The 13,429-nt window shown below is 30.9% G+C and carries 11 protein-coding genes; 3 read left to right on the forward strand and 8 right to left on the reverse strand.

What is annotated here, in order from left to right; genetic code table 11:
• The first annotated feature begins 253 nt into the window (after window positions 1-253).
• Window positions 254-1,456, forward strand: coding sequence for a tyrosine--tRNA ligase (gene tyrS, locus B2217_RS14910; protein WP_180904580.1), 1,203 nt, complete (start codon window positions 254-256; stop codon window positions 1,454-1,456).
• Between the two features lie 42 nt (window positions 1,457-1,498).
• Here the strand turns inward: tyrS and B2217_RS14915 are convergent, their stop codons facing one another.
• Window positions 1,499-2,338, reverse strand: a complete 840-nt coding sequence (locus tag B2217_RS14915; RefSeq protein ID WP_180904579.1) for a GNAT family N-acetyltransferase — start codon at window positions 2,336-2,338, stop codon at window positions 1,499-1,501.
• 589 nt (window positions 2,339-2,927) lie between these two features.
• Here B2217_RS14915 and B2217_RS14920 point away from each other — a divergent pair.
• Window positions 2,928-4,253, forward strand: coding sequence for a DcaP family trimeric outer membrane transporter (locus tag B2217_RS14920; RefSeq protein WP_280046228.1), 1,326 nt, complete (start codon window positions 2,928-2,930; stop codon window positions 4,251-4,253).
• A gap of 15 nt (window positions 4,254-4,268) precedes the next feature.
• Entirely contained in the window at window positions 4,269-5,651 is a 1,383-nt protein-coding gene (locus tag B2217_RS14925) for an MFS transporter (protein ID WP_180904577.1), read from the forward strand.
• Window positions 5,652-5,778: 127 nt separating this feature from the next.
• On the opposite strand, the gene B2217_RS14930 is transcribed toward B2217_RS14925, so the two are convergent.
• The 7 genes from B2217_RS14930 to B2217_RS14960 form a co-directional block, all read right to left on the reverse strand.
• A complete protein-coding gene (locus tag B2217_RS14930) occupies window positions 5,779-6,066 on the reverse strand; it encodes an HU family DNA-binding protein (RefSeq protein WP_019975917.1) in 288 nt (95 codons plus the stop codon).
• A 132-nt stretch (window positions 6,067-6,198) separates the two neighbouring features.
• Complete coding sequence (fmt, locus tag B2217_RS14935; protein ID WP_244957944.1) at window positions 6,199-7,140, reverse strand: methionyl-tRNA formyltransferase; 942 nt, start codon at window positions 7,138-7,140, stop codon at window positions 6,199-6,201.
• 2 nt (window positions 7,141-7,142) lie between these two features.
• Window positions 7,143-9,005 (reverse strand): RecQ family ATP-dependent DNA helicase, encoded by a 1,863-nt coding sequence (locus B2217_RS14940; protein ID WP_180904576.1) that lies wholly within the window; start codon window positions 9,003-9,005, stop codon window positions 7,143-7,145.
• Window positions 9,006-9,171: 166 nt separating this feature from the next.
• The gene (locus tag B2217_RS14945) at window positions 9,172-9,453 is read right to left on the reverse strand and encodes a hypothetical protein (RefSeq protein WP_135836558.1); all 282 of its coding nucleotides are present in this window, start codon (window positions 9,451-9,453) and stop codon (window positions 9,172-9,174) included.
• A 71-nt stretch (window positions 9,454-9,524) separates the two neighbouring features.
• Window positions 9,525-10,526, reverse strand: coding sequence for a hypothetical protein (locus B2217_RS14950; RefSeq protein WP_180904575.1), 1,002 nt, complete (start codon window positions 10,524-10,526; stop codon window positions 9,525-9,527).
• A gap of 61 nt (window positions 10,527-10,587) precedes the next feature.
• Window positions 10,588-12,630 (reverse strand): S9 family peptidase, encoded by a 2,043-nt coding sequence (locus B2217_RS14955; RefSeq protein ID WP_291123003.1) that lies wholly within the window; start codon window positions 12,628-12,630, stop codon window positions 10,588-10,590.
• A 36-nt stretch (window positions 12,631-12,666) separates the two neighbouring features.
• Window positions 12,667-13,428: a hypothetical protein gene (locus B2217_RS14960; protein ID WP_180904573.1), complete on the reverse strand. Its 762-nt coding sequence runs from the start codon at window positions 13,426-13,428 to the stop codon at window positions 12,667-12,669.
• Between the last annotated feature and the right edge of the window lies 1 nt (window position 13,429).

A 13,429-nucleotide genomic window follows, 5' to 3' on the forward strand; every position in this document is an offset into this window, starting at 1 on the left:
TTTTCTATAGAATTATTGATTAAGATAATTTTTTGAACGAAAATTTCTATTCTCAAAACTATTCTTACCTTTGCATTACAAATGAAGTTTTTGCAACACATATTACGTTTACCATTTTTTAGCACTTATTATCGTACAATATTTGCTCGGGTAGACTATGTGTATACTTCGTATTAATTTTGTACGTCAAAAATTTAATCATAATCTACAAGCCCGAGCAGTTTTGCTCGGGCTTTTTTTATTTAAAAAAATCATGGAAAATCTAAAAAGTTTAAAAGAAAATGTAGCTATTTTTTTACCAGAAAATGGATTGGAAGAAAAATTAAAATTAGCTGAAAAAGAAAACCGATCATTGCGAATCAAATTAGGTTTTGATCCTACCGCACCCGATTTGCATCTTGGTCATGCCGTTGTATTGAAGAAATTGAAAGAATTCCAAGATTTAGGACATCAAATTGTCATTTTGGTTGGTAGTTTTACAGCTCAAATTGGTGATCCGACAGGAAAAAACAAAAGTCGTCAACCGCTGAATGTAGATCAAGTACAGAAAAATGCAGAAACTTATATCAATCAATTGTCAAAAATTATTGATGTGAATAAAGCTGAAATTGTATTTAATTCGGATTGGTTAGATCATTTGCCTTTTTCAGATGTTATTCAGTTGTTGTCAAAAGTTACTGTTGCACAATTAATGCATCGAAATGATTTTAATAAACGTTTCACAGAAAATACGCCGATTGCAATGCACGAATTGGTTTATCCAATTTTACAAGCTTATGATTCTGTTCAAATAAATGCAGATATTGAAATGGGAGGAACTGATCAATTATTTAATTGTACAATGGGACGCCAATTGCAAGAAACGAATGGAGAAGCTGCTCAGATTGTGATGTGTATGCCACTTTTGAGAGGAACAGATGGAAAAGAAAAGATGAGTAAATCACTGAATAATATTATTGGTTTGACGGATGAGCCTAATGAAATGTTTGGGAAAACGATGTCTATTCCAGATGATTTATTAGAAGAATACATTGCGTTAGCAACTGATTTTTCTATTGAAGAAAAAACAAATCTGAATGAACGATTAAAAACAGATAATCCAATGTTAATTAAGAAATTAGTTGCAAAAAATATTATTACTCAATATCACTCTGATAAAGAAGCTGAGAAATCAGAGGAATTTTTTAATAATCAATTTCAGAAAAGAAATGATGAAAATAGAGTTTTTGAATCAATTAAAATTAGTTCTTTAAACTTTGAAAATGATAAAATTACATTGTTAGATGTTTGTCATCAATTAAAGAAAGATTTGTCGAGAAATGCGATTAGACGTTTGATAGAAAGCGGCGCTGTACAAATTAATGGAGAAAAAAAAATGGATGCTTTTGATGATTTTGAATTAAAAACAGAAACTAAAATTAAAATAGGAAAACGAGATTTCTTCGAGTTGAAGTAAATAATAAAATGAAAAAAAGCCTCTAAAACAGAGGCTTTTGATTTATAATTCTTTTTTCATTTCGTATTGTTTGTCGTACAATTCTAATCCCATCGATTGAATAAAATCATTTGTAGAGATTTCTCTTTCGTCAACATTAATCATTTTAATTTCTTTGTTCTTCAAATCGCTGAAAAGAATTGAAGCTAAATAACGATTTCTATAATCGTGATGAACACCAAATTGATAAATACGTGTATTATTTTTGTTGATAATTTTGTAAGCAACTAAAATTCCATCTTCATAAATTCCATTTATTTGACAATCTTCGAGGATATTTTTTACACTTTGAATATCATTTTTCCAAGTAGGTTTTATGTCCCAAAAGTTTTCACTTGTAATCAAATCTAAATCACTAAATTCTACAATTTCATGTAATGGATTTACGACCAAAATAGGAATTCCTTTGTAACTATTTAAAGTTCTTGTTTTTTCAAAACCACAAGCTTCGTAAGCGTTAATTGCAAAATCATTTTTAGTATTTACCTCTAAAAATATGTTTTTCACTTGTTGTTCTTTCAATTTGGGAAAACTAAAATCTAACATTTGTTGTGTTATTTTTTTTCCGCGATGTTCAGGACAAACGCCTGTGCCACCAATATAAGCTGTTTTTACATCATTATAATTTCTAATTCCATAAAGTAAAAAGCCAACTAATTTTCCATCAATACTAGCACCTACAGAATAATCAAGATTGATATCTTCCATTTTTAATTTTCCCTGAAATTGTTCAGTCGAAAGGTTGATAGAAACGTAATAATTTTGATAAGAAAGATTATATAAGGCTGATAATTCTTCCAAATCAACATGAGTTAATGAGTGTATTTCAATGTTTGTTTGCATAGCTGTAATTTGCAAAGCAAAAATAGCCCCAACATTTAAGTTTTTTCTAAAAAAAATCTTAAAAAATTAGTAAAGATTGAATTTTATTTGAAGTATGTAATCCGAATTTGATAAAAATATAATTTATTTAATAATATTGACTGAATAATTATACATAAATTTTAAAAATAGTGTAGAGGATGGTAAATAGAATTAAGAAAACTTCTTTTTTTTATGATTTAACATAAGCTTATTATTGATTATGCTGAAGAAAATTCTGTAATCGATAAATTTGCATACATTTTTAAAACTAAAACTACGAGAGAAGTCTAACTTTCTCCTCATTTGTTGAAACAATTATTCTTCTCTCGATTTTTTTTGAAAAATACTCCTCGAAGAATTCAAGTTAAGTGTATTTCGTACACTAATTAAAATGTCAAATTCTCAAAATTTCTTTCCAAAACTTATTTCAAAATATCTATTTCTCAAAAATTATTTAAAATTTTGATGAATTTAATAAAGCTTTAAAAATTTATTAAAAAATGATTAACGAACATTTGTTAGTTTTTTTCTTTTGATTATTTTAGTCGTTCAAATTATCACAAAAAAAATGAGTAAAAATTTAACAAAATTGGCTTGTCTAGCTATATTTTGCAGCTATAGCTATGTCTCTGCTCAACAGAAAACGACAGATAGTGTGGTTGTAGAAAAAGTAGAATTAATACAACCAAAAGAAAACAAAGACAAAGTTGATGTGCAGTTTTATGGATTTATCAGGAATGATATTTTTATGGATACTCGTCAAATGATTGGAGCAGGAGAGGCTTTAGTGCCGCTTTATCCAAAAGATCGTTTATCGGATGTAAACGGTGCTGATATCAATGCAGCTTCTAAATTTCACATGTTGTCAATTGTTTCGAGAGCTGGCGTTAATTTGAAAGGTCCAGAATTACTTGGGGCTAAAACTTCTGGTATTTTAGAGGGAGAATTTTTTGGAGCAACAGAAGGAGGAATCAACGAGTTTCGTTTGCGTCACGCATATGTGATGTTGGATTGGGAGAAAACGCAATTAGGGATTGGACAATATTGGCATCCTTTCGTTGTGTTAGAAGCTTTACCAAATGTTGCAAATTATGGAACTGGTGCGCCTGTTTATGCTTTAAATCGTAATCCTCAAGTTCGTTTAACGCATAAATTTACTGACAAATTTAAAGTTATTGCTGCTTTACATTCTCAAAGAGATTTTACTCCAAATACAGAGCCTTTCCGAAATAGTGGAATGCCAGCGGCTCATCTTCAATTTCAATATAAATCACAAGTTTTTACTGCCGGAATTGGTGCACAATATGAAAACTTGAAACCAAAATTATCTTCAGGAAATCCTCCTGTTAAGTCTAATGAACGAGTTGAAAATGTTTCATTTATGGCTTATTCAAAGTTAAATACAAAACCTTTACAAGTTACTGTTGCTGGATATTTGATGCAAGATGCGTCATCTTTTGTACAACTAGGTGGAATTGTAGGCTATCAAACAAGTCCGACAGCTGTTGAAACATACAAACCGATGAATACACATAGTATGTGGATTGATTTGCAACAAAACTCAACAGGAAAATTTTCGTTCGGATTGTTTGCAGGTTATGTTAGAAATAATGGTGTGAAAAATCCAGTAGAAGGAGCAATTGCATCAACATCTTATGGTGTAACGACAAATTGGGGCGCAATTTCGGCAACTCCAGGTACACGTACTGTAAATTATTTGTACAAAGTAGTTCCTCGTTTAGATCTTACCTTAAGCAAAGCCTTAAAATTTAGATTCGAATATGATCGTAGTACAGCACAATGGGCAGATGCGACGATAAAAGGTACGGGAACCGAAAACAAATATTTAGCAAATAACAATAGATTTCAACTTACAACATTATTTAACTTCTAATATCACACAAAAAACATGAGTACAAATACTTTAGATACTTCGCAAACAGTAGCGAAGAAGGATAATATATTCCAAATTATTTTAGCATCATCTGTCGGAACCTTAATCGAATGGTACGATATGTTCTTGGCAATCATCTTAGCTAGTGTATTATCAACACAATTATTTCCTAACGATGGTTCGTCACATTTCTTAGAAACACTTGCCGTAGTGGTTTCATCATTTATGTTCCGTCCGATTGGATCATTAATTTTTGGAAGTATTGGGGATCGTATTGGTAGAAAATATTCATTCTTAGTTTCTTTAATTATGATGGGAGCAGCAACATTCTTGATTGGTTGTATTCCAACTTTTGATAGTGTAGGTTGGTTTGCTCCTGTTTTATTATTGTTTTGCCGCATTATGCAAGGACTTGCAATTAGTGGAGAATATGCAGGTGCGGTAATTTATGTAGCAGAACATGCGCCAGCAGAAAAGCGAGGATTTTATACAGGATTTATTCAAGCAACTGTTCCAATTGGATTATTATTATGTTTAACAGTTGTTTTCTTAACACAATCATTCTTATCAGAAGAAGCTTTTGCAAGTTTCGGATGGAGAATTCCATTTTTATTTAGTGGAATATTAGTGATTTTGAGTTACTTTATTCGTCAACGTTTACATGAAAGTCCAATTTTCGAACAATTAAAAAAAGAAGGAAAAACATCTAAAACACCAATTAAAGATGCTTTTACAACGCCAGGAAATGTAAAATTGATGTTGAAAGCAATTTTTGGAGGAAATGCTGCTCAAAGTACAATTATGCAAACAACATTATTCGTAACTCTTTTCTTCTTGCAAAGAGCGGTTAATTTACCTTACGAAACAGTTTTAATTGTTGTTTTATGTTCTACATTATTTAGTTCATTTTTCTATCAATGGTTTGGAGCATTAAGTGATAAAATCGGGCGTAAACCAGTTATGTTAGGAGGAATGATTTGTAGTTTTATCTTAATTCCATTATCATTTTTCTTGTACATGAAATTAGGAAATCCAGAAGGATTGAAAGAAGTTCATGATATTTCGAATTTAGCAGTTTTCGGAATTGTCATTGTAAGTTTAATTACTTCAATTGCAGGAGCAGCAACTTACGGACCACTTGGTGCATTTATGTTAGAAATTTTCCCAACTAAAATTCGTTACACAAGTATGGGATTTGCGCAAAATATGGGGAATGGATTTATTGGTGGAGCAACGACTTTTGTCACAGAATTAATCAAAAGTACGATTATCGTTTCGGCAGCTATGTCGCCTTATATTGGATTAGCTTATCCATTGATATTAATCTTTATTGCGATTTTAGTGAATTACTTTACAATTCCAGAAACGTACAAAACAGATTTAACAGAAGATAATTAAATCAATATTAGATAAAATGTAAAAATCCTTCAAGTATTCTTGAAGGATTTTTTTTGAGGAATTAATTAAATTTCAAGGCATAAAAAAATCCACTCAAACGAGTGGATTTTTTATTGTATCAGAAATATTATTTTTTCTTTTTTGTATCAACTGCTCCTGATAATTCAGATCCAGCTTTAAATTTAGCTACTGTTTTAGCAGCAATTTTAATTTCTTTTTTAGTTTGTGGGTTGATACCTGTTCTTGCAGCTCTCTCAGAAGTTGAGAAAGTACCGAATCCTACTAAAGCAACTTTGTCTCCTTTTGCTAAAGCTTTAGTTACATTTTCTGTAAATGAGTTTAAGGCTTTTTTAGCAGCTTCTTTAGAAATTCCAGCGTCAGCTGCAATTGCATCGATAAGTTCTGATTTGTTCATAGTTGTAACTTTTTAAATTAATTTATACACAAATATACTCTTTCCCTTTATTTGTGCAAGTTTCAACGCAATAAATTTCAAGAAAAATGCAAAATTTTATGAAATTTGTGTCAAAAATCAGTAAATAAGTACTTATTTTACGAATAAGGTATCCTCGTTTTGATGTCCATTGATAAAATCTTTGGCTGTCATACGGCGCTTTCCTTCGGGTTGAAGTTCTAAAATTTCGTAAACTCCTTGAGGTAGATTGATATAAAGGTTATTTTTTTGTAAAATTAATTGATAATCTTCTCCATCAACAACAATATCCGTTTTTAGACCAGCATATATTTTTAACGATTTAAAATTTTCGCCATTTCCAAAAGTTGTCCACGCACAAGGGTAAGGAGAAAGTCCTCTAATTTTGTTGTGAATAGCATTGATAGAATCGTTCCAATCTATTTTACAATCTTCTTTAAAGATTTTTGGAGCATGTTTCAATTCTGTTGTTTCGTCTTGTGGATGCGGTTTTAATGAATCATTTTCTAAACCATCCAACGTTTTCACAACTAATTTTGCACCGATATGCATCAATTCATCATGAATTTTTCCTACATTATCATTTTCTCCAATTTCTACTTTATCAGAAATTAAGATATTTCCAGTATCAATTTTTTCATCAATTAAAAAAGTCGTTACTCCAGTCTCCTGATCGCCATTCATCACAGCCCAATTGATAGGCGCTGCACCACGATATTGCGGAAGAAGTGAACCATGTAAATTAAAAGTTCCTTTCGACGGAATGGACCAAACAACTTGTGGCAACATACGAAAAGCTACAACTACAAAAACATCAGCATTCCAGCTTTTTAATGTTTCGATAAAAGCTTCGTCGCGTAATTTTTCTGGTTGAGCCAAAGGCAAATTATGTTCAACTGCATATTTTTTGACATCAGAAATATTCATTTTTTGCCCTCTACCAGACGGTTTATCTGGGACAGTAACAACTCCAACTATTTCGTGATGACTATTTGTATTGATTTCATTCAAAGATGTCGCCGCAAATTCGGGCGTACCCATAAAGACTACTCGCATTTTTATTCTATTAGTTTATAAGAATCGAATCCAATTGGTTGAACTCGCATTTCGTCTATCAAATATTGCAATTCTTCGACGATTTTATCTTTTGGCGAATTTATGAATTTTGAAAGGATTTCGGCTTGCGTTTTTGTACCTTCTTTCAAATATTCAATCAAATCAGATGAATTAAAGCTTTCGTTTTGTTTTTTGGATTGACAAACATCGCATTTACCACAATTTTGATCAGATTTTTGATTAAAATAGCCAAATAACAAACGTTCTCTACAAATAGTATTTTGTTCGGTATAATAAGCCATTGCTTGCAAACGTTTCCAATTATTCACTTGAATTGATTCGAAATCTTTCCACAATTTATTTTTAAACGCATTCGAATCGCGCGGAACAAGAAATCTAAATCGCGCTAAAAATCGATCCGAATAATCAATAGAACCATTTTTTGCATATTCGTGCAAACTATTTCTAATGTCGCCAATACTCATGTGCAATTCGAACGCCATTTTACTTTCCGAAATTTCTCTATTATAAGTATAAATTCCAGGATAATGACGTTGTAAATAATCAAAAATTCGGTTTTCATTCAAATTAATCGAATGTGGTGACGCTAAAATTTGAATGCTACTATTTTGTGAATAATTTTTTTGCTGAATGATTTCTTTCGTATTGAGAAATTCTAAAAATTGAAGAACCATTTTAAGATTTAAACCAAATTTTTCGGCAAATTTTGGAATATCCAACTGATAATTCATTTCCGTTAATTCGCCTTCAGCCAATTGTAATTGACTAAACAAACAATTCCCAATTTTGATAAAATCTTGTTGCGAAGGTAAATTCGCTTTGAAAATATTTTCTGCCTGAATTCGATCATCAGGATTGTACAAATAAATTCCATGTGATTCCTGTTCATCACGTCCAGCGCGACCAACTTCTTGGTAATATGCTTCAATTCCTTGCGGTAAATCGATATGAAAAACGGTACGAACGTTTGGCTTGTCGATTCCCATTCCAAACGCATTTGTCGAAACCATAATTCTCGAATTACTCAACATCCAATTTTTCTGCTTTTGTTCTTTTTCGTCTTTGGTTAATTTGGCGTGAAAAAAATCGGCAGCAAAACCATTTTGATTTAAAAAACTAGCAATTTCATAGGTTAATTTTCGATTTCGAACAAAAATAATACTCGAACCAGGATATTTTTTTAAATAATAAATCAAATCATTTTTCTTATCAGCAGAAAGAAAAACATTGTACGAAAGATTTTCTCTTTTTAAAGAAGATTTAAAAACCTTGGGATTATCTAACTCTAATTTTTCTACAATCTCTTGCTGAATTTTTTCTGTTGCCGTTGCTGTCAATGCTAGGATTGGAACTTTAGGAAGAATAGTTTTTAACCTCGAAATTCGATGATATGCAGGGCGAAAATCGTGTCCCCATTCAGAAACACAATGTGCTTCGTCAACTGCAAGCAAACTAATATTGATTTGTTTCAATCGTTCAACAAAAATTCTACTTTGCAAACGCTCTGGTGAAACATATAGTAATTTGATTTTGTTGTTTTGACAATCGTCCAAAATTTTCCCAATCGTATTTTGATCAATTTCATTGGTGATATATGCCGTCGAAATTCCTTTGGATTGTAAATTTTGAACTTGATCTTTCATCAACGCAATAAGCGGCGAAATGACCAATGTTAAACCATCAAAAATAATCGCTGGAACTTGATAACAGATAGATTTTCCGCCACCAGTAGGCAAAATTGCCAACGTATCTTTCCCTTCCAAAACACTTGAGATGATTTCCTCTTGCGGCGTTTTGAAAGAAGGATAATTCCAATACTTAAAAAGAATTTCTTTTGGTGTCAAATTATAAAGCTTTGTTGTAAATTTAGATAAAATCTGTGATTTTATGTTTAAACTTAAAACTTCATAAGTTAATTATTTTTTAATTGTAAATAATTTTATGTTTTTATAGCAAAGAAATTGAGTAATTTTTGGTTTTTATATTTAATGAGTTTATATCTTTTTTATATTATCCGATAGATATCCCATTATAATAAACATAAATAATTGAAATCAATAAGACTATAGATTCAATGATCCAAATAAATTTTATCGGAATTTTTATACTTATTATAATAAGTTGTTCAATTAATAAAATAAAAAAGAAAATAATTAATCCAAAAAAAGCAATTGTTCCACCCAAGGCATTTCCACCATTATTATCAATAAAAAGATAGTTTATAGACATAAATAAAAGGAAGAGTTCTAAAATACTCAACACAATTAATATTGGTGTAAGTTTAAATTTCATTTTAAAATAGTTTCCAGAAAGTACAAAGCTTTGTTGTAAATTTAGATAAAATCTGTGATTTATTAGAAGAATTAATCGATTATACCCTTTTTGTATTTTACAAAAAGTGAAATTTCATTCACTAATAAAACAATATTAAATCCTAAAAATAAAAGAATTTCCGAACTCATATTGAAGTAAGCCAATTGATCTTGCAAAATCATAAAAGGAACTGCAATTGCGGCTGATAAAAAAATACTGAAAAAAGCAGATTGAATTAGTGTTGCAATGCGAATCATATTTAGTTTTGCAACTTGTGATGGATTAATTATCAGGATAATGGAATTGAAAAAGATAAATGCAATAATTCCTGTATTTATCGATAGAAATGATGATGAATCAAATGATTGAAAGATAGATTTCAAGCTGAAATAAATTCCTTTATCGTAACAAAATTTACAGAAAATAATGAATGATATTAGCGTAACGCTTATGGTAATTACTTTATTAATTCTGCTTTCTTTTGGTGTTGCAACTAATCTTTTTCCGTTGAAAATGGAAGGAATATAGTTTTTGTACTCATCTAAATAATTGTATAACAAAATAATAATGGAAAATCCAGTAAATATGAAAAGTGATAATAGTTGTAAAGCTAAATCTTGCTCAATCAATTTATAATTTAAATCAGATTCATAAACTTCATTTGGAACAAAAATATAAATTCCAATCATCGCAACGACATAGAGTTGATAAGCAATTCCCCAAGCAGGATTTAGGTAAAAAGGCTGATTATAATCTTGGACAATTTCACTGTAACTTTTTTTGTGTTTGAAACTGTTTGATTCTTCATCAAAATTGGTAGAATTTTGAAAAATTATACCAGTAACTGCAATAAAGAATATTGAAGCTATTGCTCCAAAAAATACAAAAGCTGTGAGTTGATCGTCGCAAAAATAATCTGTAATACTTATTAATAGAGGAGTTATAAGGAATAAAATCCATTTTGGACGAAGGTTTACTTGCCAAATTTCTTTGAGAATAATTGTTTGAAATCCCGCAATTGCTAATCCAAAGATTAAGAAAATAAAGGTCATAGAGTAGGTTTGGTTAAAAATACAAAAAGCCAACAAATTTGTTGACTTTTTGGTTTGAAATTTATTCTGTAATCCCTTCTAACATAAATAAGAAAGCATCTTCTTTCGCATCTTCTTTCAACGATTCGAATCGACCAGAAGCACCACCGTGACCTGTGTCCATATTTGTATCTAAAAGTAGAATATTATTATCTGTTTTTAAATCTCTTAATTTCGCCACCCATTTTGCAGGTTCCCAATATTGTACTTGAGAATCGTGCAAACCTGTCGAAACATAAAGGTTTGGATAAGCTTTTGCTTCCACGTTATCGTATGGCGAATACGATTTCATGTAATCGTAATATTCTTTTTCGTTCGGATTTCCCCATTCATCATATTCCCCTGTTGTCAATGGAATAGAATCGTCTAACATTGTTGTCACAACATCCACAAAAGGAACTTGCGCAATTACCCCATTGAATAATGTTGGTTCGTAATTAATCACAGCTCCCATCAACAATCCACCAGCAGAACCACCCATCGCGTACAAGTGTTTTGATGAAGTATAATTTTGTTGAATCAAATATTTTGCTGCATCAATATAATCAAAAAATGTATTTTTCTTTTCTAACATTTTTCCATCTTCATACCATTCGCGACCAAGATATTGGCCACCACGAATATGCGCAATCGCATAGATAAAACCTCTATCCAAAAGACTTAATCGAACCGAACTAAAATAAGGCTCGATCGTGTAACCATATGAACCATAGGCGTAAAGTAGAAGAGGGGTTTCGGCAGAAAGAGGCGTATCTTTTCGACGAACTAATGAGATTGGAACCATTTCGCCATCGCGAGCTTCTGCCCAAATACGTTCAGAAATATAATTTTCTTTATCAAAATCACCTATAACAACTTGCTCTTTTTTGATTTCGAATGTTTTATCATTCATGTTAAAATCAATCACAGAAGAAGGAGTTGTCAATGATGTATATCCGTAACGCAATATGTCAGTATCAAAATCTGGATTTGTTCCAACATTTGCTGTATAGGTTTCTTCGTTAAATGGCAAATAATAATCAGTTGAATTGTCCCACGCTTTGATATTTATCTGCAATAAACCATTTGTACGCTCTTCGATAACCAAATAATTCTTGAAAATTTCGAAACCTTCAATCAATGTTTCTTCACGATGAGGAATCACATCAATCCAATTTTCTTGTTCTGTTTTTTCGACAGAAGTTTTCATTAATTTGAAGTTAAACGCATCATCTTTATTGGTTTGAATATAAAATGAATCACCAATATGTTCGATTGAATATTCTAAATCACGTTCTCTTTTTTGAAAGATTTTAAACTCAGCATCTGGTTGATTAGAAGGAATATATCTAAACTCGTCAGAAACAGTACTTGAAGATCCAATAATGATGTAATCTCTAGATTTTGATTTGTAAACAAACGCATTAAACGTGTCATCTACTTCTTCAAAAACTAAGACATCATCTTCTTGTTTTGTCCCTAATTTGTGTTTCCAAATTTGATAAGCTCGCAATGTTTCATCTTTTATTGTATAAAATAAGGTCTGATTATCAGCGGCCCAAACAGAACCTCCAGTTGTGTTTTCTATTTTATCAGAAAGAATTTCTCCAGTTGTTAAATCTTTGATTTGAATCGTATAAATTCTTCGCGAAACATTGTCAACTCCAAAGGAAACCAATTGATTATTTGGCGCCATCGAAATTCCGCCCAATTGATAATACGAATGACCTTCTGCCATCGTGTTGACATCAAAAAGAATTTCATCTGGATTCTCTAAACTATCTTTACGACGTTTGTGAATCGGATATTCCTTCCCTTTTTGATATTCTGTCAAATACCAATAACCATTCAATTTGTACGGAACAGACGAATCATCTTCTTTGATTCGCGCTTTCATTTCCTCAAAAAGCTTGGTTTGTATAGCTTCCGTTGGTTGTAGAATAGCTTTTGTGTATTCGTTTTCTTGGTTCAAATAATCGATAACTTCAGAGTTTTCACGATCATTCAACCAATAATAATTATCGATGCGGATATCTCCGTGTTTTTCTAATTTTTGTTCTATTTTTTTCGCAATAGGTGCTTGCATTTTCTAAAATTTAAGGTGCAAATGTACTATAAAAACTTACTTTGAATAAGTTGTAGTTGACCAAGATTTATCACCTGTTTTATATTCGATGATGATATTATTTTCGTTCAAATAACCAATTGTTTGGTAATTTCCGTTTTGAGAAATCACTGTCACATGAAAAACATTTTGTTGGGCAGCTGGATAAAATTGTGCAATAACTTTTGAATTTTCTTGATCTATTAACACAAATTCGTAGTTATTTGTACTTGCTGTCGTGTAATTTTTTCCGTTCGATTTGTAAACGTTTTTGTATTCTACAGTTTTACTTGATTCTTGCGTAACGACTTTATTCGTTGTTTCTTTAACGGTTGGAATTGTTGTATTTTCTGTTTTAGTTACAGGTAAATCTTTCGCATTTTGTTTTCCAACCTGATTCATAGCAAATGTTAATGCTTCTTGATAACCTTTTGTGAAATCTTTTTCTTTTGACGAACCTTCATAAGAGCTAACAACAGCATTATTGCAATCAGTAAAAGTCACTTTTAATTTATTTCTAAACATCACTTTTACTTCTTCAATGTTAGCTTTTGTTGCTAAACAAGGATTAATTTGTACCTCTAACGGGATAGAATTTTCATTGACTACTTCATAATCTTTTTTTCTCAAAGCGGTTTTCAATCCAATATTTAATTGAAAATCATCTTTAGCAAAATCTTTAAAGAGTTGAGGAACGATAACATATTTGTAATCTGTTACGTTTTGTGCCTGAAGTGATGATAATGCAATTAAAAATAAACCTGATAATATAGTTTTCATT

Source organism: Empedobacter sp. UBA7620 (genome assembly GCF_002484185.1).
Taxonomy (GTDB): domain Bacteria; phylum Bacteroidota; class Bacteroidia; order Flavobacteriales; family Weeksellaceae; genus Empedobacter; species Empedobacter falsenii_C.

Bases quoted from the DNA above. Each gene is read 5' to 3' on its own strand.
- B2217_RS14960 (WP_180904573.1), bottom strand. From the start codon at position 13,428: ATGAAAACTATATTATCAGGTTTATTTTTAATTGCATTATCATCACTT.
- tyrS (WP_180904580.1), top strand. From the start codon at position 254: ATGGAAAATCTAAAAAGTTTAAAAGAAAATGTAGCTATTTTTTTACCA.
- B2217_RS14925 (WP_180904577.1), top strand. From the start codon at position 4,269: ATGAGTACAAATACTTTAGATACTTCGCAAACAGTAGCGAAGAAGGAT.
- B2217_RS14955 (WP_291123003.1), bottom strand. From the start codon at position 12,630: ATGCAAGCACCTATTGCGAAAAAAATAGAACAAAAATTAGAAAAACAC.
- B2217_RS14915 (WP_180904579.1), bottom strand. From the start codon at position 2,338: ATGCAAACAAACATTGAAATACACTCATTAACTCATGTTGATTTGGAA.
- fmt (WP_244957944.1), bottom strand. From the start codon at position 7,140: ATGCGAGTAGTCTTTATGGGTACGCCCGAATTTGCGGCGACATCTTTG.
- B2217_RS14950 (WP_180904575.1), bottom strand. From the start codon at position 10,526: ATGACCTTTATTTTCTTAATCTTTGGATTAGCAATTGCGGGATTTCAA.
- B2217_RS14930 (WP_019975917.1), bottom strand. From the start codon at position 6,066: ATGAACAAATCAGAACTTATCGATGCAATTGCAGCTGACGCTGGAATT.
- B2217_RS14945 (WP_135836558.1), bottom strand. From the start codon at position 9,453: ATGAAATTTAAACTTACACCAATATTAATTGTGTTGAGTATTTTAGAA.
- B2217_RS14920 (WP_280046228.1), top strand. From the start codon at position 2,928: ATGAGTAAAAATTTAACAAAATTGGCTTGTCTAGCTATATTTTGCAGC.